Source organism: Rhodobacteraceae bacterium S2214 (assembly GCA_025141675.1).
GTDB lineage: Bacteria > Pseudomonadota > Alphaproteobacteria > Rhodobacterales > Rhodobacteraceae > Yoonia.
Genome location: CP081161.1, coordinates 2,026,729 through 2,048,569 on the forward strand (window position 1 = coordinate 2,026,729; position 21,841 = coordinate 2,048,569).

22 protein-coding genes are annotated in these 21,841 nt (G+C 55.4%); 10 read left to right on the forward strand and 12 right to left on the reverse strand.

What is annotated here, in order from left to right; all coding sequences use genetic code 11:
• The 3 genes from K3729_10115 to K3729_10125 form a co-directional block, all read right to left on the reverse strand.
• The gene (locus K3729_10115) at window positions 1-963 is read right to left on the reverse strand and encodes a zinc transporter ZntB (GenBank protein ID UWQ97840.1); all 963 of its coding nucleotides are present in this window, start codon (window positions 961-963) and stop codon (window positions 1-3) included.
• Window positions 953-1,804, reverse strand: a complete 852-nt coding sequence (locus K3729_10120) for a PhzF family phenazine biosynthesis protein (GenBank protein UWQ97841.1) — start codon at window positions 1,802-1,804, stop codon at window positions 953-955. Before K3729_10120 ends, K3729_10115 begins: the two co-directional genes overlap by 11 nt.
• A gap of 71 nt (window positions 1,805-1,875) precedes the next feature.
• Window positions 1,876-2,769: a GNAT family N-acetyltransferase gene (locus K3729_10125; GenBank protein UWQ97842.1), complete on the reverse strand. Its 894-nt coding sequence runs from the start codon at window positions 2,767-2,769 to the stop codon at window positions 1,876-1,878.
• Between the two features lie 48 nt (window positions 2,770-2,817).
• Here K3729_10125 and K3729_10130 point away from each other — a divergent pair, with 48 nt between their 5' ends.
• The gene (locus tag K3729_10130) at window positions 2,818-2,973 is read left to right on the forward strand and encodes a hypothetical protein (GenBank protein UWQ97843.1); all 156 of its coding nucleotides are present in this window, start codon (window positions 2,818-2,820) and stop codon (window positions 2,971-2,973) included.
• Here the strand turns inward: K3729_10130 and tyrS are convergent.
• Window positions 2,970-4,220 (reverse strand): tyrosine--tRNA ligase, encoded by a 1,251-nt coding sequence (gene tyrS / locus K3729_10135; GenBank protein UWQ97844.1) that lies wholly within the window; start codon window positions 4,218-4,220, stop codon window positions 2,970-2,972. The two genes, K3729_10130 and tyrS, sit on opposite strands and share 4 nt — an antisense overlap.
• Before the next feature lie 62 nt (window positions 4,221-4,282).
• Here tyrS and K3729_10140 point away from each other — a divergent pair, with 62 nt between their 5' ends.
• Window positions 4,283-5,386 carry an anhydro-N-acetylmuramic acid kinase gene (locus tag K3729_10140; GenBank protein ID UWQ97845.1) on the forward strand — a complete coding sequence of 368 codons (1,104 nt, stop codon included), beginning with the start codon at window positions 4,283-4,285 and terminating at the stop codon, window positions 5,384-5,386.
• A 48-nt stretch (window positions 5,387-5,434) separates the two neighbouring features.
• Here the strand turns inward: K3729_10140 and K3729_10145 are convergent, their stop codons facing one another.
• Window positions 5,435-7,000 carry a trimethylamine methyltransferase family protein gene (locus K3729_10145; protein UWQ97846.1) on the reverse strand — a complete coding sequence of 522 codons (1,566 nt, stop codon included), beginning with the start codon at window positions 6,998-7,000 and terminating at the stop codon, window positions 5,435-5,437.
• Window positions 7,001-7,365: 365 nt separating this feature from the next.
• Between K3729_10145 and K3729_10150 the strand changes: the two genes are divergently transcribed.
• On the forward strand, window positions 7,366-7,965 hold the full coding sequence (locus K3729_10150; protein ID UWQ97847.1) for a porin family protein: 600 nt from the start codon (window positions 7,366-7,368) through the stop codon (window positions 7,963-7,965).
• A gap of 142 nt (window positions 7,966-8,107) precedes the next feature.
• Here the strand turns inward: K3729_10150 and K3729_10155 are convergent, their stop codons facing one another.
• From K3729_10155 to soxR, 3 genes are read right to left on the reverse strand one after another with little or no spacing between them, the layout of a single operon-like run.
• On the reverse strand, window positions 8,108-8,923 hold the full coding sequence (locus K3729_10155; GenBank protein UWQ97848.1) for an isocitrate lyase/phosphoenolpyruvate mutase family protein: 816 nt from the start codon (window positions 8,921-8,923) through the stop codon (window positions 8,108-8,110).
• A 57-nt stretch (window positions 8,924-8,980) separates the two neighbouring features.
• Window positions 8,981-10,159, reverse strand: a complete 1,179-nt coding sequence (locus K3729_10160; protein ID UWQ97849.1) for a pyridoxal phosphate-dependent aminotransferase — start codon at window positions 10,157-10,159, stop codon at window positions 8,981-8,983.
• A 32-nt stretch (window positions 10,160-10,191) separates the two neighbouring features.
• Window positions 10,192-10,647 carry a redox-sensitive transcriptional activator SoxR gene (soxR, locus tag K3729_10165; protein ID UWQ97850.1) on the reverse strand — a complete coding sequence of 152 codons (456 nt, stop codon included), beginning with the start codon at window positions 10,645-10,647 and terminating at the stop codon, window positions 10,192-10,194.
• Between the two features lie 74 nt (window positions 10,648-10,721).
• On the opposite strand from soxR, the gene K3729_10170 reads away from it, so the two are divergent.
• The 4 genes from K3729_10170 to K3729_10185 all read left to right on the forward strand — a co-directional run bounded on the left by K3729_10170 (window position 10,722) and on the right by K3729_10185 (window position 13,829).
• Window positions 10,722-10,877, forward strand: coding sequence for a hypothetical protein (locus K3729_10170; GenBank protein UWQ97851.1), 156 nt, complete (start codon window positions 10,722-10,724; stop codon window positions 10,875-10,877).
• A complete protein-coding gene (locus K3729_10175; GenBank protein UWQ97852.1) occupies window positions 10,874-11,263 on the forward strand; it encodes a VOC family protein in 390 nt (129 codons plus the stop codon). Before K3729_10170 ends, K3729_10175 begins: the two co-directional genes overlap by 4 nt.
• Before the next feature lie 200 nt (window positions 11,264-11,463).
• A complete protein-coding gene (locus K3729_10180; protein ID UWQ97853.1) occupies window positions 11,464-12,558 on the forward strand; it encodes a carboxynorspermidine decarboxylase in 1,095 nt (364 codons plus the stop codon).
• Between the two features lie 29 nt (window positions 12,559-12,587).
• On the forward strand, window positions 12,588-13,829 hold the full coding sequence (locus K3729_10185; protein UWQ97854.1) for a saccharopine dehydrogenase family protein: 1,242 nt from the start codon (window positions 12,588-12,590) through the stop codon (window positions 13,827-13,829).
• A 46-nt stretch (window positions 13,830-13,875) separates the two neighbouring features.
• On the opposite strand, the gene K3729_10190 is transcribed toward K3729_10185, so the two are convergent.
• Window positions 13,876-14,205, reverse strand: a complete 330-nt coding sequence (locus K3729_10190; protein UWQ97855.1) for an MmcQ/YjbR family DNA-binding protein — start codon at window positions 14,203-14,205, stop codon at window positions 13,876-13,878.
• A gap of 228 nt (window positions 14,206-14,433) precedes the next feature.
• Between K3729_10190 and cysS the strand changes: the two genes are divergently transcribed.
• Genes cysS through K3729_10205 form a run of 3 tightly spaced genes read left to right on the forward strand, consistent with a single transcriptional unit; the run spans window position 14,434 to window position 18,320 of the window.
• A complete protein-coding gene (gene cysS, locus K3729_10195; GenBank protein ID UWQ97856.1) occupies window positions 14,434-15,858 on the forward strand; it encodes a cysteine--tRNA ligase in 1,425 nt (474 codons plus the stop codon).
• Between the two features lie 39 nt (window positions 15,859-15,897).
• Window positions 15,898-17,514, forward strand: coding sequence for a citramalate synthase (gene cimA / locus K3729_10200; protein UWQ97857.1), 1,617 nt, complete (start codon window positions 15,898-15,900; stop codon window positions 17,512-17,514).
• A 35-nt stretch (window positions 17,515-17,549) separates the two neighbouring features.
• Complete coding sequence (locus tag K3729_10205; GenBank protein ID UWQ97858.1) at window positions 17,550-18,320, forward strand: squalene/phytoene synthase family protein; 771 nt, start codon at window positions 17,550-17,552, stop codon at window positions 18,318-18,320.
• Here the strand turns inward: K3729_10205 and K3729_10210 are convergent, their stop codons facing one another.
• The 3 genes from K3729_10210 to cobA are packed head-to-tail and all read right to left on the reverse strand — an operon-like array spanning window position 18,321 to window position 21,754.
• Window positions 18,321-19,559: an MFS transporter gene (locus K3729_10210; protein UWQ97859.1), complete on the reverse strand. Its 1,239-nt coding sequence runs from the start codon at window positions 19,557-19,559 to the stop codon at window positions 18,321-18,323.
• Between the two features lie 44 nt (window positions 19,560-19,603).
• The gene (locus K3729_10215) at window positions 19,604-20,860 is read right to left on the reverse strand and encodes a cobyrinate a,c-diamide synthase (GenBank protein UWQ97860.1); all 1,257 of its coding nucleotides are present in this window, start codon (window positions 20,858-20,860) and stop codon (window positions 19,604-19,606) included.
• Between the two features lie 42 nt (window positions 20,861-20,902).
• Window positions 20,903-21,754 carry a uroporphyrinogen-III C-methyltransferase gene (gene cobA / locus K3729_10220; protein ID UWQ97861.1) on the reverse strand — a complete coding sequence of 284 codons (852 nt, stop codon included), beginning with the start codon at window positions 21,752-21,754 and terminating at the stop codon, window positions 20,903-20,905.
• Window positions 21,755-21,841: the final 87 nt, after the last annotated feature.

The following is a 21,841-nucleotide window of genomic DNA, read 5'->3' on the forward strand; positions in this document are numbered from 1 at the left end:
TTAGAACCACTTGATCCACCGCAAAACGATATACAAAATCACGCCAATTGCGACCATAGCACCACAAAGGATCAAAAAGGCGTCGGGGTTGTTCATGCCCGGCACCCCGCCGACATTGACGCCAAACAGGCCCGTTAAAAAACCGAGCGGCAGGAAAATGGCTGCGATCACGGACAAGACATAACTGTTACGCGCCAAACGACCGTCCTGTTGCAGTTCCACATGATCGGCAAGCGCGGTCAGTCGATCACCCACTTCGTGGACTTCATCGACGGATCTTTTTGCGCGGTTTGCTGTATGCCGGAATCTATTCCGAAAGGCCTTGGAAATAAGCGGCGTTTCGATCTTAGCAAGGTCAACCAGCGCCTCGGACAACGGCCCGACATGGCGACGCAAGGTGATGACTGATCGGCGCAAGGGGGCAAGTTCGGACGGTGGTGGTGCCTGCCTGTCATAGACCGCGTTTTCCATGTCTTCAGCACGGTCTTCGAGGTCGAGTGACACTGTCTCGATCCGATCAACAAGTCGTTCGGTGATCCGCGCGATCAAGCGGGCAGGCGTGTCTGGCGCGTCGCCTGTTGTGATTTGATTTTTGATGTCATCAAGCGCAAAAATTCGTTGTTTTCTGACCGTCACGACAAGGTTCTGCGTGGCCCAAAGGCGCAGTGAAACCATGTCTTCGACTTCTTGGCCATCGTTCAGGTTAATCCCGCGCATGGTCAGCAAGATACCGTCGTCATGGATATCAACGCGTGGTCTGGTGCGGGGCGCCAGAAGCGTGCGAAAGGCAAGCGGCGGGAGATATTCGCGGCACCATTGCTCCAGCTCGGGTGTATGCAAATCAAAATGCAGCCAGCGAAACGCAGCACCGTCGACCGGCGACGCAGTCGGGTCCGTGACCGGTTTCGATGTGCCATCTGCAAAAATATCGAGCGCCGTGACCGGCGTTGGATTAACCGACAAATTGCCCCTCCATCGTCAGAACAGCATTTCCGGCAATCTTGATCGGATAAGGTTGGCCAGGCAGGGCCGTTGCTTTGATCCGCGACGGGCGTCCCATGTCGTCGCCTTGGTGAATGTCGAACGACAGTGGTTCGCCGGCAAATTCGCTTAGCAGGGCCGCGACGGTGGCACAGGCGCTGCCGGTCGCAGGGTCTTCCGGCATGTTATCAAGCGGGGCAAACATGCGCGCGTCCAGACGGTTGCTATTGCGGACATAGGCGAAAATTGCAAAATCTAATCCAGCCGGATGGACCGCGGCTCCTGCTTTGAACCCGTCGGTCACAGGGGTACAGGCGGAAAGGTCTGCACGTGATTTCAGTTCCACAAACACGAATTCAAGACCCAAGCTGGCCTGTGTGGGTGCATGCGTTTCAGTTTTGATTTGCTCTGGGGAGATGTCGATTGCGGCAGCGACCAATTCCAGCGATGGATGCGCGATAATATCGAGCGGTGCGCTTGTCGTGAAACTCGCGCCGTCTTTGGTGACAGTGCAAGGGATCGGGCCGACGCCCAGTTCCAGAACCATGGGTTCGTCATGGCCGAGATCAGAAAGCGCAATGGCCGTTCCAATCGTTGGATGCCCTGCAAAACCGATTTCGCGCGTCGGCGTGAAAATGCGGACTTTGGCAGTATGGGCGGGATCATCTGGCGGAAAGACGAATGTCGTCTCCGAAAAATTGAATTCGCGGGCGATTTTCTGCAACGTCGCTTCGGGGATGTCTTTTGCGTCAGGGAAGACCGCCAACGGATTGCCGCCAAAAGCTGTGTCAGTGAAGACGTCGTAAACGCGGTATGATGGCATGGTGCGGCCTTATGATCTGGATTGGTATTAAGCCAAACCATGATCAGGCACGCCATGTTTTGCAAGCCACCTCAATACGATGCTGATTTTCGAAAGCATCCTAAATGCAGCCACGTACCGCCAAGCGTTTTGACCTGCGCCCCCGCACCAAGTTTGAACCGCGCGATTCCGGGCGACGTGACTGTGTCAATTGATCCAAGATCCAGCACGTCTGTGCCAAGGTCTTGTAAGCTGTCCATTGCGGTTGCCAAACACAGGTTATGCGCATTGCATTCCCGCCCTTCATCCGACGTCCAGCCAATGTGATATGTTGCCGCTGATCCGTGGCGTAAGAAGATCATTGCAGCAATCGGAACGGCGACGCGTGACGCGGTGACGATAATGGCCTGACCTTTGTTCATCACGGAATAGGCCTGCGTGACAGCGGCAGGCAAGGCGCGATACCCGCGCGCGGCCTGTTGTTTTTCATCTTCGTCAAGCAGCCATTTGTCGGTCGTGTTTTGATAGCTGCGTGTTGAGATACGCAGATCGGCGGATTCAGATTTGCGTAGTGCATTGCGCCATTTGATCGACATGAGCGCGCGTCTGACATCTGGTCCGTGCCGCAAATCCATGACCGCCACACTGGCCGGCGTCATGATCTGACGGTATCCGGCAGCCGTCAGAATAGCAGGTGCCACATCTTCGGCGTTTATGACCCGCACATTTTCATCGCGTAGCATGCAGACGGCGTCGAATTGCGCTTTTTCGGACGGTGGAGTGGGCCAGAACGGCCCGCGCGACATCATCTTGAATGGTTTGCGAAGCGGCCAAAGCTGACGTGAAAACACCTGCGCGGATCCATCTTCGGGCAGGAAGTAGGACGTCATCGGTTGGCCCATTCCGGACAGCGCAGCTGCGAAATGAGGGTGCTGTTGCAAGGGCTGGTGATGCGGCGTCTGAAACGTCGATTGATCAATCTTCATGTGCGCGAGTTAAATAGATGGAAACCTAAATACTGGTAAAGATTGTCCATGAAATCATCACAAGACATCCGGCTGAAACGTCACCGTGTTGCAGGCGTCGTCGTCCATGGACCACGCCCCACAAAATTGGCCGCCGCATTGGTTGCGACGGCCGTTTCAATACCATTCGTCATTGTCGTCAGCGTAATGGATCTGCTGACTTAGCCCAATTGGACCAATGCATGGCGTTTTTTGCCCGCGCTAAGCTTGATTGGGCTGGCAAGTGCTGCAGCGTCAATCATCAGACCGGCGTTGGTCAAAGGCTCATCGTTCAGTTTTGCGCCGTTTTCGCCGATCAGACGTTTAGCGGCTTTGCCGGAATCGGCCAGACCCGCTTTGACGATCACCTGCACGATGGACATGCCGTCGCCCAGATCATCCGCCGACAACGTCAGCGTTGGCAGATCATCCCCAACGCCGCCTTTTTCAAAGACCTCACGCGCCGTCGCTTCCGCCGCTTTCGCGGCATCCGCGCCGTGGAGCAAGGTCGTGACCTCATTGGCGAGGATGATCTTGGCCGCGTTGATGTCGGACCCTTCGAGCGCGCCCAGACGGTCGCATTCTTCAACTGGCAGTTCAGTGAAAATTTTCAGGAACTTGCCCGTGTCCGCATCCGTCGTGTTGCGCCAGAATTGCCAAAACTCGTAAGAGCTGAGCATTTCGTCGTTCAGCCAAATCGCGCCACCTTGGGATTTCCCCATTTTGCGCCCATCAGATGTGGTCAAAAGCGGCGTGGTCAGCCCGTAAATCTCGTGATCCAAGACCCGACGGGTCAGATCGATCCCGTTGACGATGTTGCCCCACTGATCCGATCCGCCCATTTGTAGCAAGCAGCCATACCGGCGGTTCAGTTCAAGGAAATCATACGCCTGCAAAATCATGTAGTTGAATTCGAGGAATGACAGGCTTTGTTCGCGGTCCAACCGAGATTTTACGCTTTCGAACGACAGCATCCGGTTCACGCTGAAATGACGGCCGATGTCGCGCAGGAACGACAGGTAGTTCAACCCGTCCAGCCATTCTGCGTTGTTCAGCATCATCGCGTCGGTGTCCGCGTCGCCGTAGTCGAGATATTTCGCAAATACCTGCTGCATACCGTCGATGTTTGACTGGATTGCGGCGTCATCCAGCAACGGCCGCTCATCAGACCGGAACGATGGATCGCCGACCTTTGTTGTGCCGCCACCCATCAATGTGATCGGCTTGTGACCGCATTTTTGCAGCCAACGCAGCACCATGATGTTCATCAAATGGCCAACATGCAGTGACTTTGCCGTCGCATCGTAGCCGATATAAGCAGGAACGACCCCCTTCGAGAACGCATCATCCAAACCTTGATAGTCGGTACAATCGGCCAAAAAGCCGCGTTCCATCATGATTGCGATAAATTCGGACTTGGGGTGGTAGGTCATATCTTGTTCCCATCTCGTGTGCAGTGCAGTCTATAAGGCGCAAGTTCGGGTAGGGAAAGCACATGTTGAAGTCAGAGCCGATCAGGTCGGTTGGGGCGATGTCTGGGACATCACTTGATGGGGTGGATGCGGCGGAAATCGTCACCGACGGGGTAACGATTAGTGAATTCGGACCTGTTGCTTATCGGGCGTACACTGATGCCGAACGGTCCGTGCTCAAAGCAGCCTTAGGGAAATGGCAAGACGATGACGTGGACGCCGTGGCTGAACTGATTGAGACGACGCATGCGCAAGTGCTGCACGACTTTCAGGATGCAGAGCTGGTCGGATTTCATGGCCAGACACTGGCCCATGATCCGCACGGGCGCGGCACGCATCAATGCGGCGATGGTGCGGTATTGGCTGAGGTCTTGGAAAAACCCGTCGTGTGGGATTTCCGTAGTGCGGATGTGCGGCTTGGCGGCGAAGGGGCACCGTTGGCCCCGTTCTTTCATTTCGCACTCGCCCAGTACATCAAAGCGACCGAACCGCTCGTGTTTCTGAACCTCGGCGGCGTGGGAAATTTGACGTGGATTGATCCTGCCGTGAGGGAACCACATGCTGATGGGGCATTATTGGCCTTCGATACCGGTCCGGCGAATGCCCCGTTGAATGATTTGATGCAAAGCAGACGCGGTGAGGCTTGTGACGCAGACGGCAAATTGGCACAAAGTGGCGTTGTGGACGAAAGCATCATCGAACAGTTCCTGAACAACCCGTATTTTTACAAAATACCGCCAAAATCACTCGATCGCGATGACTTTGCTGATTTGACAGCAAAGGTCGTGGATTTGTCTGACGCGGATGCCGCAGCGACTTTGACCGCTGCCGCAGCGATGAGTGTGGCGCATAGCATCAGCCATTGCCCAGCGCCGCCGAAGCGCGTTCTAGTGACGGGCGGCGGACGACGCAATCCGACCTTGATGGCGATGCTCGCTGCCAGTTTGGATTGCGCGGTGATCCCAGTCGAAGACGTGGGGCTGGATGGCGATATGCTGGAAGCGCAGGCTTTTGCGTATTTGGCCGTGCGCGTGGCGCGCGGATTGCCAACGTCGTGCCAGAACACTACGGGCGTCAAAGCTGCGGTGTCCGGCGGCACTTTATCACGCCCGAATTCAATAGGCTAGCAAGATTATCGCGACTACGACGCGGGGGGCACCGCCCCCCAACATCATTTAGCCGACTGGCGACAGATGGATGTTAAACCTCGCCCGAATTGCCGCATCAACATCCGCAGGGAACGCAACTGCTGACGGTTTGCTCAGGATGCTTTCTTTGCGGGCGATGGCCTGTGCGATCAAATCAGGTTTATCTTTTTCAGCCCATTCTTTGGGTGATGTGCGGTCAGCGACAACGGGATAGACATATTCGGTCTCCATCAAACCGAGCGTTTGATCAGAGCCAAGGTAATGACCCGGCCCGTTCAGGCAAACATCGCTCATCGTCGCGAAGCCAAGCGTTTCGTCGGTGACTTCGATCCCACGGACACAGCGCATTGCTTGACCCAGTAGATCGTCACCAAGGATCAATGACTCAAAGCAAAATCCGAGCAAAGACGCGTGCATCCCTGCGGCCTCATAAACCATATTTAGACCTGACAAACCCGCCATGACGTTGGAACACATCTGTTCCCAACCCGCTTGCATATCTGGCAGCTTCGCGTCTGCGATCCCTGCGGCAGCGCCACCCGGCACACCCAGAAAACGGTGCATTTGGGCACAGCCCGCAGTCAGTAAAGCCTGTTCGCCCGACCCGCCAGACATCGCACCCGTTCGCAGATCAGACACAAACGGCCATGTGCCGAAGACCGCCGGATGGCCCGGTTTGATTGCATTGACATAGACCACTCCAGCAAGACATTCGGCGACTGCTTGGACAATAGCCCCCGCAATCGGGGCAGGGGCCGTGGCACCAGCTTGGCCTGCCGAAAGCAACAACACAGGCATCCCGCCCGCGATGCAATGTTCCATCACTTGGCAGGATTCTGTGGCGAATTTCATAGGTGGGACAACGAAGCAGTTGGAATTCAGGACAAAGGGTCTTTCCCGCCATTTGTCCTCACCGCCAGCCATCATCGCGAGCATTTCCAGTGCATCCGCGACGAAATCCGGTTCCGTAAATGACGTTCCGACGTGTTTTGATGTGCCACTGCAACAGGCATAGATCGTGTTTAGGTCCATTTCGCGATTGTCTGGAACATCGCGGGCGACCATCGGCCGTTGCAGAAAGTGGATATTGTCCAATTCCTGAACGATACGGCCTGCGTCGTGCAGGTCTTGCAGGGTGCTTTCCCGATAATTCCGGCCAAGAACATCGACCATGTGTACGGCGGCCCCAGCTGTTCCGTAATGGACCTTTGTACCGCTGAGGTGCAGATCATACTGCGGATCGCGGGCGTGTAGCGTGATATCCTTTTGTGCCAGCCCAAGCATCTTCTTTACTAAGGCCCGAGGGAAGCGCAGTCGCCCGTCTTTGCCTAGGGTCGCACCTGCGGCAGTCATGACAGCAACGCCGCTTTCAGGGGCATCGCACAACCCGATCTGTTCCAAGGCGACCAATGCCGCCTCGTAAATGCGTTCCATGTCTTGTTGTGACAATGGATTGTAGGTTCCACCGGACATGCCCGCTTTGATGGGCTGCTTGTCGCGTGTGAGCGGGGCCGCCCGCATAGCGTGACGTGCTGCACGACCACCGCTTCGGGCAGGGCGACTGCGGCGTGGTGCTGTTGATTCATCGTTCATGGGTTTGATCTTTCGCAGTTTGGAAATTGAATTTGGATGATCAGTCCAATTTCGGACGCCCTCGCGCTGCGCGACCGCGGCGTGCCCCGATTGTACGGGCAACCCTCACGTATTTTGGCCGATGCTGCGTCATTGCGCCTCCCTATGCGTTAGTTTTGCGCAAAAAACGTTAGGGTCTATTCCAAATGCGACGACATGTCGTGTTTGGCGCATGGTGCGCGGCTTTTTGTAAGATCAGCGATTTTCAGCGCGTTTTGATCGCGCTTTTTCACACAGTTGTGAGACCCCTTAAAAAAATCTGAACCAATACCGAAGTGACCAGTTGTCAGACCACAACGACACACACTCACGAACGGAGAATGATTATGAAACGTACACTTACAACTGCTTTGATCGCTGCCCCATTGGCTGTTGCGGGTTCATTTGCGACGGCCGGTGGCCTTGCTGAGCCAGTAGCTGCTGCAGCCCCAGCACCAGTCGCCGTTGCGGCACCTGTATCTTACGGTAGCGACTGGTCCGGCGCTTACGGCGGTCTGTCTTTGGGTTACGGTGACGTCGATGCAGACGGCGTGACTGGCGATTTCGAAGGCACGACCTTTGGTGGCCACATCGGTTATAACTACGACATGGGCAACGTTGTCCTTGGTGCCGAATTGGAAGCCGTCGGCACAGATGATTTCGTGAACGACGCGACAGGTCTTGAACTTGAACAGGTTCTGCGTGCCAAAGTTCGCGCGGGTTACGATGCGGGCGCATATTTGCCGTATGTAACAGCAGGTGTAGCGCAAGCCACAGTGAACGGTGACGACGACAACGGCTATTTCTACGGTCTGGGTGTCGACTACGCTGTATCAGACAGCTTTACAGTCGGTGGTGAAGTGCTGCGTCACGAGTTCGAAGACTTTAACGGCGGTGCGGACATCACAGCCGACACAGTTGGTCTGCGTGTGTCTTATAACTTCTAAGACTATCAAAAATTCGGCGGCGTCGCCATTTTTCGGTGGCGCCGTCGCTATTCTATCTTCTTGCTTTAGGTTTGTTTTCTTCGGAGCGTTTCTTTGAAATGGATCGCTGCCGTATCTGTACCGTCCCGATCAGGAGCGGTGTTTATTCCTTTGATAGTAACGCATCCACCTTATCGCTGCTGATACCCTTGCCAAGCAAGGTAAACCCGCCATCTTCGAACATTTCTTTGGCGGCATCATAGATCGCGCGATGCGTGATCCGCGCGAGTGATGAGCCAAGAGAAAGTCGTGCCACGTTCAGCTTCGCGAAACTCGCGACGTCAGATTGGGTGTATGGTCCCGCGATCAATGCATTGACTGGTGTCGACACGGATTGGGTCAGTTTCGCGAGATCGTCCATTGTTTTGGGCATCGGCGCGTAGAGGCAATCTGCACCGGCAGCCTCGTAGGCCTGTAGCCTGCGGATTGCTTCGTCGGTGTCGTATACACCGCGCAAGATTCCGTCGGCACGCGCGGTCAGAACAAAATCGTTAGGCAATGCCCGTGCAGCTGCAGTTGCCGCTTTGATCCGTTCGACCGATAGCTCAAAATCGTAGGCGTTATCCGATGGAAGCGCGATGTCTTCGATACAGATGCCCGCCAGACCGGTTTCGGCAGCAAGTCTAACTGTTTCGGCACATGTCTCTGGATCGTCGCCAAAGCCATTTTCAAAATCGCCTTGCACCGGCAATGATGTCGCCGCCACAATGTCTTGCGCGTGGGCCAACGCAACATCCCTTGTCAGCGTACCGCCATCCGGTTTGCCCAGCGTGAACGCATGCGCGGCAGATGACGTCGCCAAGGCCTGCGCGCCGAGCGCGGCAAGCATTCTGGCCGATCCGATGTCCCATGCATTTGCGAGGATGAAGGGTCTGCCGGGAACGTGGAGGGCGCGGAACTGGGCTCCGATATCGGTCATGGTCTGTCCTTTCGGTGAGAGACAGCGCCACGCGACATGTTTAAAGCCCAGCGCCGTTTAAGTTATGCATGCCTTCGCAAATGCAACAAGCCGATTGATCGCATCCACATACGCGTCGTCATCTATCGTCATCGCGACACGGATATGGCCTGCGGCGGCTGATCCAAAACTCTCCCCCGGCATTACAGCGATATGTTCTTCGTCCAGCAATGCGTTGGCGAAATCCCAGCTGCTTTTTCCGGTGGCCCGAATATCCAGCATCACGTACATCGCACCTTGGGCGGGAACAGCCCGCACGACATTCTGGCCTTCAAGCGCCTGCAACGTCAAAGCGCGGCGGCGCTCAAAGGGGGCTGCCACCTGTGCTTCCAACGCGTCACCTGCATTCAGCGCAAACAGGGCAGCATCTTGGATGAATCCGGGGACACCATAGTTGGTGTTGGTCGCCAGATTGATTAGGTGAGTGATCATATACGCAGGTGCGCAGACCCAGCCAACACGGCTGCCTGTCATCGCATGGCTTTTGGACATCGACCCCACAACCATCGTCCTTTCGACCATATCAGGCAGGGTCCGTGGTGAGGTATGTTCGCCATCCCAGACTTGGGTGTCGTATACTTCATCGGAAATCAGCCAAAGATCGTGATCTTTGCACACCTGCGCGATCCCGTTGAGCGTTTCTTGGCTATAGACGACGCCCGTTGGATTGTTTGGGGTATTGATCAACAACGACTTGGCACGTGGATCAGCTGCGGCAGCGGCCAGTTCATCTATTTGCGGCTGAAAATCGTTGTCAGGCGATGCCTTGAGGGCGACAGGTACACCGCCAACACCGCGTACCGTGCCGGGATAAGTGGCGTAATGTGGATCGATGAAAAGGGCCGTGTCGCCCGCATCGAGAGCGGCCAGATGTGTCGCATAAAGCGCCGATTGACCACCCGGTGTGATCATGACGTTATCACGCGTTGTTGGAACACCTGTCCGCGTCTGGATGCGATCGGCAACGGCATCGCGTAACGCATCCGTGCCGGGGATCATCGCATAGCCTGTGTGTCCTCCAACCGCAGAGGCATGCATCGCATCAAGGATGCTTTTGTCGGTGCGAACGTCGTGTTCGCCGATGGTCAATTCCGTGACTTTGACGCCATCCGTAATCATTTTGCGCGACCGGTAGAAGAGCCCCCAACCGTCGTCGCCATCACCGTTAATGGTGTTTAATCTGTTTGATACTTTCATGTCCGCACAGGGCCATAAGCAACAGTCCAAAGTCAATCCGTTGTAATCACCAAATTCCGCGGTCCGGGCCCTTCTTCACCTTTGACATCGGCGGGGTTGTAAAGCTGGCAGGACTTGAGGCTTAAACAGCCGCAACCGATACACCCATCCAACTTGTCGCGCATGTCTTCGAGGGCAGCGATCCGCGCTTCGATATCCGCGCGAAATCCGTTAGAAATGCGGGTCCAATCGCGCTTTGTCGGTGCTTTGTGATCGGGGAGGTCGGCCAGTAGCTCCGCAATCTTGCCCAGCGCGAACCCAAGCCTTTGGGCCGCCATGGCGAATGACAGTCGGCGCAGATCGTGTCGTCCGTATCGTCTGTGTCCACCTGTGTTGCGCACCGGATGGACGATGCCGTGGGTTTCGTAAAACCGGATCGCTGACACGGCAAGGCCCGTACGATCAGCAAGATCGCCTATCGTTAGCCCTTGGGAGAAGTTGGTAGCCATGAAAATAATCCTTGAACTCAAGTTAACTTGAGAAATGAAAAAGGATTTATCAAACGAATCCAAGAGGAATATTCATGAGAAACCCATTTGCACGTAGGCATGTCGTTTTAGGCGCAGGCGTATCGGCACTGTCGCGCGATCAATTCGGCTGGGATCACGATGCCCAATCAGGAACTGTCATGATCACGATGCCAACCCCAAACACATCCAAAAAATCCGGAGAAAAATGATGGCTGAACTTGAACATATCAACGTGACTGTGGCGGACCCTACGAAGATGGCCGGAGTTCTGAATACACTTTTCGGATGGGAAATCCGTTGGGAAGGTGAAGCAATGGCGGGCGAAGGTTACACGGTGCATGTCGGGACGGAACGCACATATCTGGCGCTGTATACGGGCAGTACGAACAGCCCTACGCCCTTGGAAGGGCGCAGCTATAACCGGCTATCGGGTTTGAACCACATTGGTGTGGTCGTGGATGATCTGGATGCGGTCGAGACGCGTGTCAAAGACCTTGGTTATACCCCAACAAGCCACGCCGATTATGAACCGGGACGCAGGTTCTATTTCACGGATGAAAACGACATTGAAATCGAAGTGATCTGCTACGCTTAATCTACGTCTAACACTAGACGGGCAGGGGCGCTATAGTCCCCTCCCGTCAATCGTGATGTTTTGGATTGCATCGCCGCACCAAATTTGCGACGGAGCCAAAAGACTTGAAACGCTGAATTGTGCACCACTTTTGCGCGGATCAACGGCTTCATATGTTCATGGCCCAAGCCGCATGTGCGGCGCATCTGAGAGATCACGCTGTGCAAACACCATATTACCTGATCGACAAATCGCGGCTGTTGCCGAACATGGAAAAAATCGCGTGGTTGCGCGAAGCATCGGGCGTAAAGTGTCTGTTGGCACTGAAGTGTTTCGCCACGTGGTCCGTGTTCGATTTCATGTCTGAATATATGGATGGATCGACGTCTTCGTCCTTGTACGAAGTCCGTTTGGGGCGCGAAAAGTTTGCGGGTGAAACCCATGCCTATTCTGTGGCCTTCGCGGATCACGAAATCGAACAGGTTTTGGAGTGTTCCGACAAGATTATCTTCAACTCTATCGGGCAATTGAACAAGTTCGCGGACGCTTCACAGGAACATATCCGAGGTCTGCGCGTGAATCCGGGGGTATCTACGTCTGATTTCGATTTGGCCGACCCCGCGCGGCCCTTCAGTCGTTTGGGTGAACATGACCCTGCCGCGATTGACGCGGTGGCGGATCAGATCAGCGGTCTGATGTTTCATAACAATTGCGAAAATGACAGCTATGACCGTTTTGACGAGATGCTCACGCTTATTGAGGATCGTTTCGGCGATGTGATCCATAAGATGGATTGGGTCAGCTTGGGCGGTGGAATCCACTTTACGGGTGAGGGTTATCCGCTTGAAAAGCTGGCTGCGCGGCTCAAACAATTTGCCGAAACCTTTGGCATCCAAGTTTACCTCGAACCGGGCGAGGCTGCGATCACGGGGGCAGCCACGCTCGAGGTGACCGTTCTCGATACGATGCACAACGGCAAGAACCTTGCCATCGTCGATAGTTCAATCGAAGCGCATATGCTGGATCTCTTGATCTACCGCGAACCGGCCAAGATCAGCCCTGACACCGGGTCAGAGGAATGGATGATCTGCGGGAAATCCTGTTTGGCGGGCGATATCTTTGGCGAATTCCATTTTGATGCGCCGTTGAAAGCCGGCGATCGGCTTTCGTTTCAGGATGCCGCAGGCTACACGATGGTCAAGAAGAATTGGTTCAACGGGGTCAAGATGCCCAGCATTGCAATCCGTGAACTAGATGGCACCACGCGAATGGTGCGTGATTTCGATTACAGCGATTTCGCTGCAGCCCTTTCCTAACGCATAATCATAAGAGGTCTCTTGGATACATGAAACGCAATGTCCTGATCATTGGCGCTGGTGGCGTCGCACAAGTCGTCGCGCATAAATGCGCACAAAATAACGATGTTCTGGGCGATCTGCATATCGCCAGCCGAACCATCGAAAAATGCGACGCGATCATTGCCAGCGTGCATGAAAAATCCGCGATGAAACAGGACGGTGTTTTCAAATCCCACTCAGTTGACGGCATGGATACGGCTGCAGTTGTGGCCTTGATCAAAGACACGGGCGCGCAGATTGTGATTAACGTCGGTTCGCCCTTTGTGAACATGACTGTGCTGGAGGCCTGCATCCAGACAGGTGCGGCTTATATCGACACAGCGATCCACGAAGATCCGACTAAAATATGCGAAACGCCACCTTGGTATGGCAATTACGAATGGAAACGTCGTGAAGATTGTGCCGCCGCTGGCGTGACAGCGATCTTGGGTGCTGGCTTTGATCCGGGTATGGTGAATGCGTTTGCCCGTTTTGCCGTGGATGAATTCATGGACGATGTGAAATCTATCGATATCGTCGACATCAACGCGGGCAATCACGGCAAGTATTTCTCGACCAACTTCGACCCAGAAATCAATTTCCGTGAATTCACTGGCACTGTTTACAGCTGGCAGGACGGCGCGTGGCAGGAAAACAAGATGTTCGAAGTGGGCCGCGAATGGGATCTGCCCGTCGTCGGTAAACAAAAGGCCTACATCTCTGGACACGACGAGGTGCATTCGCTGGCCGCGAATTACCCGCAGGCTGATATCCGGTTCTGGATGGGCTTTGGTGATCATTACATCAATGTGTTCAGCGTTCTACAGAACCTTGGCTTGCTCTCCGAACAGCCTGTCACGACGGCAGAAGGCCTAGAAGTTGTGCCTTTGAAGGTTGTGAAAGCCGTACTGCCCGATCCATCTAGCCTCGCGCCGAATTACACTGGTAAGACCTGCATCGGTGATTTGGTCAAAGGCACCAAAGACGGCGAAGAGGTCGAGGTGTTCGTTTACAACGTCGCCGATCACAAAGACGCCTATAACGAAGTCGGTAGCCAAGGCATTTCCTACACCGCAGGTGTGCCACCTGTTGCGATGGCTATGCTGATTGCAGACGGGACCTACGACAGCGGTACGATGGTCAACGTCGAAGAATTAGACCCGAAGCCATTGTTCACCTTGCTCGACGACATCGGATTGCCCACACGCGTGAAAGACGCGCAGGGTGATCGGGCGTGGAACGGCGCTTAATCAATAGCTTGGTAGCGGCTCCTGATCTTGGGGCCGCCACCAAAAACTAAAGGGTGTCGCGAATCTTCTTAGGGAGCGCCTTGCGGATAATGTCGTAAGAGACAGCGATCCGGTGGGCCGCTTCTTCGGCGTCGACGTTAAATCCCACCAACACCCAAGATTTATGAAAATAGGGGGCCTTCGTCGCGGCTCCGGCGTCGATTAGCATTTGCGCAGTCTCTATGCTGTCGGTTTTCGTGCAGAACCCGTCGATCCGGTCCCCGAAACACACGAACATTTTGCCTCCGACTTTCCAGCTATCCAATTCGGTGCTGGGGTCGGATGCTGTGGCGCCTGCATGGGTTCCGCAAAGTGCGTCGATCTCTTCTCTGGTCATGGCCGTGTCCTTTGGCTGCGTGACGAAAGACTAGACGCAACGCAGCTCCGCTGCTACCCATACCGCATGAAGAGCCACCGCTGCATCATTTGCTGTATTATTATTTCCTGCTGACACCGTCGCGGGCTGCTCTTTCACGTTTCATCTGATCCTTGAAGTCGTTAAGCCCGCAGGCGAAAACCGTTTGCCCCGCGTTGGGCTGCCCTTGGGCCAAGATTAGGTAAGACCATGACGATCAAACTGCATAACACCGCGACCCGCCGCAAAGAGGACTTTGTGCCTTTGGATAAGGACGACGTGCGGATGTATGTCTGTGGGCCGACGGTCTATGATCGCGCCCACCTCGGGAACGCGCGGCCCGTGATTGTGTTTGATACGCTTTACCGGTTGTTGCGGCACACCTATGGCGAAGACCACGTGACTTACGTTCGCAATTTCACCGACGTGGATGACAAGATCAATGCGCGGGCAGCGGAAAGCGGGCGTTCGATTGGTGAGATCACAGCCGAGACAACCCAGTGGTATCTCGACGATATGGCCGCAGTCGGAGCATTGCGGCCGTCGATCAAAGGGACTGACCACGAACGGGCGATGCCGCGCGCGACGCAATGGATTGCGCCGATGATTGCGATGATCGAGGATTTGATCGCGAAGGGCCACGCCTACGAGGCTGAAGGCCATGCGCTGTTCGCTGTTGAGAGCTACAAAAACTATGGTGCTTTGTCGGGCCGTTCCGTCGATGACATGATCGCGGGCGCGCGGGTTGAGGTCGCACCCTACAAGCGCAATCCGATGGATTTTGTGCTGTGGAAGCCCTCAACCGACGACCAACCGGGTTGGGACAGCCCATGGGGACGAGGGCGTCCGGGGTGGCACATTGAATGCTCTGCCATGGCGTACGAGTTGCTAGGCGCGCGGTTTGATATCCACGGCGGCGGCAACGACCTGCAATTCCCGCACCACGAAAACGAGATCGCACAGTCCAAATGTGCGGGTCACGGGTTTGCGAACTACTGGCTACATAACGAGATGCTGCAGGTTGAAGGCAAGAAAATGTCCAAGTCGCTGGGCAACTTCTTTACGGTCCGCGATCTCCTGGACCAAGGTGTACCGGGTGAGGTGATCCGGTTTGTGATGTTGGGAACGCATTATCGCAAGCCGATGGATTGGACAGAGGCGAAGCGGGTTGAGGCATTCAATTTATTGATGCGGTGGAATAACCCGGACCTTGTACCGTTTCTTGAGGTTGATACGTCTGTTTCGCCGAACTCGGAATTCCTTGAAATGTTGTTTGATGATCTTAACACACCGGGTGCTATTTCGATCCTGCATAAGTTATTTACTCAGCGCAAATGGAGTGAATTTGCCGCTTCTGCTCGTTTTTTGTCATTGCCCGCTTGTAGCCTGGCTGCCCATGTCGAGTTGTCTGCAATTGAGCTTGGTCGAATTCGCGAAGGAGTTGACTTAACTCCGGTCGTTGACCGATTTAATGACGTTCGTGCGGCGGCGATGGAAACCAAAGACTTTGGGCTGTTAGACGCATTGAAAAAGCAACTGACCGACGCGGGAGTGGAAGTCAAAATGTCGAAAGAAGGTGTAACATTGACGCCATCGGTTGGGTTTGACGCAGAGAAACTTCAGGGATTGCTATGATGAATTTTTGCGGAAATTCGGGATGTGGGGCCAAGCGTGATGACTAAAGAACGCCTGTACCTTTACGACACAACGCTCCGCGATGGTCAGCAGACTCAAGGTGTCCAATTCTCTACGGCCGAAAAGCAACAGATCGCTGAAATGCTGGACGGGCTTGGGGTTGATTACATTGAAGGTGGTTGGCCCGGTGCAAACCCGACCGACAGCGACTTTTTTGATGCCGCCCCAAAAACCCGCGCGACAATGACGGCCTTTGGCATGACCAAACGGGCGGGGCGCTCTGCCGCGAATGACGATGTGTTGGCGGCTGTGATGAATGCGGGCACGCCTGCCGTTTGTCTGGTGGGTAAGTCGAGCGCATTCCATGTGACGGACGCGCTTGGGATTACGCTCGACGAAAATACCGAAAACCTGACGGGTAGTTTTGCGCATCTCGTGGCGGAAGGTCGCGAGGCGTTATTCGACGCGGAACACTTCTTCGACGGCTACAAAGCTGACCGCGACTATGCGCTGCGTGCCGTGCATGCCGCCCATGACTCGGGCTGTCGTTGGATTGTGCTGTGCGACACGAACGGTGGCGCGCAACCCGCTGAAATCGCTGAAATTGTCACCGATGTGATCGCCAGCGGTATTCCCGGTGATCGGCTCGGCATTCATACCCATAATGATACCGAACAGGCCGTCGCAGGATCGCTTGCGGCCGTTCTCGCAGGCGTCCGTCAAGTGCAAGGGACGTTGAACGGTTTGGGCGAACGCTGTGGGAATGCGAACCTGACGACGATCATCCCGACGCTGTTGCTGAAGGAACCATTCGCGAGCCGGTTTGAAACTGGCGTGTCGTTGGATGCATTGAAAGGTCTTCGCAAAGTATCGCGCACCTTGGATGATATCTTGAACCGTGTGCCAGCCAAGCAGGCCGCGTTTGTCGGTGCCTCGGCCTTTGCGCATAAGGCGGGACTACATGCCAGCGCGATCCTGAAGAACCCGACGACCTACGAACACGTCAATCCTGCGACCGTCGGCAATAGCCGTATCGTGCCGATGTCGAACCAAGCCGGACAGTCAAACCTGCGCAAACGGTTGTCGGATGCTGGGCTGACTGTTGAAAAGGGTGATCCTGCTTTGTCGCGCATCCTTGACCGGATCAAAGAGCAAGAGGCGCGTGGTTATTCTTACGACACCGCGCAGGCCAGCTTTGAATTGTTGGCACGTGATGAACTCGGTCAATTGCCAGCGTTCTTCGAGGTCAAACGCTACCGCGTCACGGTTGAACGTCGGATGAATAAGCGCGGCGACATGGTGTCGTTGTCCGAAGCCGTTGTTGTTGTGAAGATCGACGGGCAGAAGGTTCTGAATGTTTCGGACAGTCTAGGCGACGATGGGTCGGATCAGGGTCCGGTGAACGCGTTGAACCGTGCGTTGAGCAAAGATTTGGGACGTTATCAGGATATCATTGATGATATGCGTCTGGTCGATTTCAAGGTCCGGATTACCAACGGCGGTACCGAAGCGGTGACCCGCGTCATCATTGACAGTGAAGACGGGCAGGGGAAACGCTGGTCCACAGTCGGCGTATCCGCCAACATCGTGGATGCGTCATTTGAGGCCCTGCTCGATGCGATCAACTGGAAACTTGTGCGTGACGCGAAAGTTTAGGTTTTGATTTTCTGTGGACAGATGAAAGCGATGACATGTCGATAAACGCATGTGCGGCACTTGTTGAAGCGGGTGATCCCGAACGGTTCTTGGCTGCGATGGCGGCGCCTGCGGATGTGCGCGGCGGATTATTCGTGTTGTATGCGCTCAACCTGGAAATCGCGAAGGCCCCGTTTGTAACCCAAGAACCGATGATCGCGGAAATGCGGTTGCAGTTCTGGCGCGATACGGTTGGGGATGCCGTTGCTGGGAAAGCTGTTCGGGCACATGAAGTTGCGGCACCGTTGGCCGCACTGATTGACGCGGCGGGATTGGATGCCGCCGTTTTGGATGAAATGATCGCGGCCCGCAGGTTTGATATTTATCCGAACGACACTGATCAGGTGGGCTTTGACCTGGACACATATTTGCGCCGCACGTCAGGACATCTGATGGCGCTGACTGCAAGGGCCTGCGGTGCCAGTGCTGATGTATTGGACGCGGCGACAGATGTCGGTGAAGCGATGGGCATCGCGTTGTGGATGCGTGCTGTCCCTGACTTGATAGGTCATAAACGTGCCGCTGCGGGCGATTTGGATAGTGATGTGTTGGTCGCGCGGGCCAAGCGTGGCTTGGATGCCTTGACACAACATCGCAATGTTGCCTTTGGCCCAGCTGTGCCCGCGTTGCGTGCCGCTTGGCTGACGACCCCGATTTTACGGCAGGTTGTGTCAGATCCACGGCGTGTCGTGGATGGCACGCTCGCGGTTTCCGAATTCCGCAAACGGGGCGGTTTGTTGCGTCGGACTTTGTTGAACCGTTGGTAATTAGGCCTCGGTTCTGCCGCCGCGCAGTGCCAACCAAACAAGCGACCCGCCTGCCAAGATCAGGAAGGGCACCATCGCATAGTTGACGGCAGTCCACCCTTCGACGGCCGTCCCGCCAGAACAATTCATCAAGCCGCCGGATGCCAGTGACGCAATTGTCACAAAGCCGAAGACGAGCATGTCGTTCATACCTTGCACGACACCGCGTTCTTCTGGCCGGTGCGTCGCCGTCAACATCGTCGTGGCCCCAATGAACCCAAAGTTCCATCCGAGACCCAGAAGGATAAGACCCGCGTAAAAGCTCCACAGTGCGGGGTCGCCGCCGCCAACTTCGATCCCGAACAAGGACGCGGCACCCGCGCCTGCAAGAATGATTAAACCAAGCCCGATGATCTTTTCGACACCGAAGCGGGCAATCAAGTGGCCTGTGAAGAAGGATGGTGCGAACATCGCCAAGACATGCGCCGATACGATGTCGTTGGCGTCTGCCGCCGTGAACCCACAACCAACGACGGCCAGCGGCGTGGACGTCATCACAAGGTTCATCAATGCGTAGCTGACCATGGCGCAGATGATCGCGACAACGATACGCGGATCACGCAGCAATTCGCGACGCGTACGGCCTGTTGGACCAGCCTGTTGCGGCGCACTTTTCGTACCTTTAGGTAGGTCGAGCCCGAAGAACAGAACCATCCCGAAGAGGTTCAAGAAAATGATAGCGATGTATGTGCCAAGGAACGGTATGACAAACAGTTCCCCAACAAGTTTGTTCAACTGCGGCCCAAAGATCGCGGACATCAAACCACCTGCCATCACGTAAGAAATCGCTTTGGGTCGGAAGCTGTCAGAGGCGGAATCCGCTGCAGCAAAACGATAAAAACCCTGCGCCGACATATAGATGCCAGTCAGATAGGACCCGATCAACAAGATCAGGAAGGATTGGCTATAGAGCCCGTAGGCCGCAATCGCTGCCCCAGCGGCTCCACCGATTGCCCCGATCATAAATCCAAACCGACGGCCGCGTGACTGCATCAGTGGCGAAATCCACGGCGCTGTGGTCATTGATCCGAAAACAATGAATGAAATCGGTAACGTGGCCAGACACGGGTTCGTTGTGAGCATGCTGCCCGCAAGCCCCCCAACTACAAAGATCATCGGCATTTGTGCGCCTAGAATCGCCTGCGCGATCACAAGCACAGCAACATTACGTTTGGCGCGGCTATCGGAAATATCGGTCATGTGCCAATCGGTAGACCTCGGGCTAGGGCGTGTCCATCGCGAAATCAGGCTTGGTCAATGATATGCGCAAAAGAACCGGATACTCGGCCCTGAATAAGCCCCATATCGGGGAGGTCTGTGCCGGTCGCGTCTTGGGCTGTGAAAAGAGGGTCGCCCTTGGCTGCGATGGTGGTCGCATAGTGGAATTCATGCGCTTTCCAACGTCCCTGAAACGGCCCCGTTTTCGATTGGATTGACCGGTAACCGAGGTGAAGTTTTCTGGTGGCAAAAGACGTTTCTAATGGAAGCAGTCCAGCCATGCGATGGGACGTCCCATGGGCATCTGTCAAGGTTTCGCCGAGCGTCATGTAACCGCCGCATTCGCCATAAATATCAGATATTTGCGCGGCGTTTCTCAGGCTTTGAATGAACGTCGTATTAGCTGCGATTTGACCTGCATGGAGTTCCGGATAACCACCCGGCAGATAGATCAGATCAGCTTGTGGAACAGCTTCATCCGCAAGCGGTGAGAAGGTGCTGATCGTTGCACCCGCTGCCTGCCAGTCGGCCAGCATATGTGGGTAAGCAAAAGCAAATGCCGCATCTTGGGCGATGGCAATGGATTGGGCCGGCGGGGCGATGGTCGGACGCGTGCGCGGTGAGCCAACAGCGATTAGGTCCGGCAAAAGCTGGAAATCAAGATTGGCCCGCATCGTGTCTGCGGCGCGGGATAGGAAGGCTTCTAGATCGGGCCGTTCTTGTGCTTGTACCAAGCCAAGATGACGGGACGGTTGCGTCAAGGTTGGATCACGTGGAATGCAGCCAATGACCGGGATATTGGTCGGGGCCAATGCGTCGCACAGCATCCGCGCATGACGGTCTGACCCGACTTTGTTCAAGATGACCCCAGCGATTTCTACGGCAGGATCGTGGGACGCAAAACCCTTTACGATCGGTGCGATGGACTGGGCCATTCGTGATGCGTCTACAACCAGTACCACAGGCAATGACAGCTGGCGGGCGAGGTCCGCGCAAGCGCCTTTGCCGTCCGGTGGCGCGCCATCAAATAGCCCCATTGCGCCTTCGACGATCAACGGTGATCCAGCGGCGAGCGATTTGATCCGGTCTGGCCACATCGCCCATGCGTCTAGGTTTAGACAAGGTAGACCGCAGGCCGCTTCGTGAAATCGTGGATCGATATAGTCGGGGCCAGATTTCGCACCGCGCAACGCAATGCCGTCTTGAGCCAATGCGCGGAGTAGACCTAAGGTGACAGTCGTTTTGCCGGATCCAGATGCGGGCGCTGCTATCAAAAAACTCACGTCGCCCGCTCCGATTCTTCGCGAAAACTTGTCGTCACTCGATCATGCCGACTCGGCTGGCCGCCCGCGTCCCAAAGGGTCGAGGTTGCGTGGCGGTTCACCTGCAGCCATGCCTTGCCAATCAAGAACCTGACGCATCAGAACTGATGATCCGACGCAGATGATCGCTGGCGGTTCCATCCCAGCAGCTGCGATGTCATCGACAATTGTGCCAAGCGTGGTTTCCAGCACTCGCTGTTCGTCAGTCGTTGCCGTTGTGACAACCGCGACTGGTTCGGATAATGGGCGGCCCGCTGCGATCAGTTTGCTGCTTATCTGGGCGATGTGTTTCATTCCCATATAAATAACGAGCACTTGCGAACCATCGCTGATCGCTTGCCAATTCAGAGATCCCGTCGCGTTGCCTGATTGGTCGTGGCCGGTGATAAAGGTGACGGATTGGTTCACATCGCGGTGCGTGACGGGAATACCAGCGTAAGCCAAACCGCCAATGCCGGCTGAAATGCCCGGAATGATCCGGACGGGCACGTCGTGTTGGACGAGCGTTTGCGCTTCTTCGCCGCCACGACCGAAAACAAAGGGGTCGCCGCCTTTAAGACGCAGCACGCGTTTGCCTTCGCGTGCCAGATCAACCAAGCGCAGTGAAATATCGCGTTGTTTTGCGGATGGTTTGCCGCCGCGTTTGCCCGCGTAAATATGTTCGGCTTGCGGCGCCCATTCAAGGATCGCTTCCTGAACCAGTGCGTCATAGATCACCACATCCGCTTGGCGCAGCGCATTCACAGCATGCAAAGTCAGCAACCCCGGATCACCGGGGCCCGCGCCACAAAGCCAGACCCAACCGGGTTCCAGTTGCGGCCATGCGTGGGCGGGAAGAGGGACGTCAGTAGTCATGCTTTGCTTATGCCGCGCTTGGCCCCCGTTGAAAAGAGTTCAAGCGACCTGTTAATACACATTGGCGGCACGTCATTGCGACATTAT

Excerpts from the sequence above, each read along its gene's own strand:
- K3729_10120 (UWQ97841.1), bottom strand. The coding sequence starts at position 1,804 with ATGCCATCATACCGCGTTTACGACGTCTTCACTGACACAGCTTTTGGC.
- K3729_10125 (UWQ97842.1), bottom strand. The coding sequence starts at position 2,769 with ATGAAGATTGATCAATCGACGTTTCAGACGCCGCATCACCAGCCCTTG.
- K3729_10130 (UWQ97843.1), top strand. The coding sequence starts at position 2,818 with ATGAAATCATCACAAGACATCCGGCTGAAACGTCACCGTGTTGCAGGC.
- tyrS (UWQ97844.1), bottom strand. The coding sequence starts at position 4,220 with ATGACCTACCACCCCAAGTCCGAATTTATCGCAATCATGATGGAACGC.
- K3729_10140 (UWQ97845.1), top strand. The coding sequence starts at position 4,283 with ATGTTGAAGTCAGAGCCGATCAGGTCGGTTGGGGCGATGTCTGGGACA.
- K3729_10145 (UWQ97846.1), bottom strand. The coding sequence starts at position 7,000 with ATGAACGATGAATCAACAGCACCACGCCGCAGTCGCCCTGCCCGAAGC.
- K3729_10150 (UWQ97847.1), top strand. The coding sequence starts at position 7,366 with ATGAAACGTACACTTACAACTGCTTTGATCGCTGCCCCATTGGCTGTT.
- K3729_10155 (UWQ97848.1), bottom strand. The coding sequence starts at position 8,923 with ATGACCGATATCGGAGCCCAGTTCCGCGCCCTCCACGTTCCCGGCAGA.
- K3729_10160 (UWQ97849.1), bottom strand. The coding sequence starts at position 10,159 with ATGAAAGTATCAAACAGATTAAACACCATTAACGGTGATGGCGACGAC.
- soxR (UWQ97850.1), bottom strand. The coding sequence starts at position 10,647 with ATGGCTACCAACTTCTCCCAAGGGCTAACGATAGGCGATCTTGCTGAT.
- K3729_10170 (UWQ97851.1), top strand. The coding sequence starts at position 10,722 with ATGAGAAACCCATTTGCACGTAGGCATGTCGTTTTAGGCGCAGGCGTA.
- K3729_10175 (UWQ97852.1), top strand. The coding sequence starts at position 10,874 with ATGATGGCTGAACTTGAACATATCAACGTGACTGTGGCGGACCCTACG.
- K3729_10185 (UWQ97854.1), top strand. The coding sequence starts at position 12,588 with ATGAAACGCAATGTCCTGATCATTGGCGCTGGTGGCGTCGCACAAGTC.
- K3729_10190 (UWQ97855.1), bottom strand. The coding sequence starts at position 14,205 with ATGACCAGAGAAGAGATCGACGCACTTTGCGGAACCCATGCAGGCGCC.
- cysS (UWQ97856.1), top strand. The coding sequence starts at position 14,434 with ATGACGATCAAACTGCATAACACCGCGACCCGCCGCAAAGAGGACTTT.
- cimA (UWQ97857.1), top strand. The coding sequence starts at position 15,898 with ATGACTAAAGAACGCCTGTACCTTTACGACACAACGCTCCGCGATGGT.
- K3729_10205 (UWQ97858.1), top strand. The coding sequence starts at position 17,550 with ATGTCGATAAACGCATGTGCGGCACTTGTTGAAGCGGGTGATCCCGAA.
- K3729_10210 (UWQ97859.1), bottom strand. The coding sequence starts at position 19,559 with ATGACCGATATTTCCGATAGCCGCGCCAAACGTAATGTTGCTGTGCTT.
- cobA (UWQ97861.1), bottom strand. The coding sequence starts at position 21,754 with ATGACTACTGACGTCCCTCTTCCCGCCCACGCATGGCCGCAACTGGAA.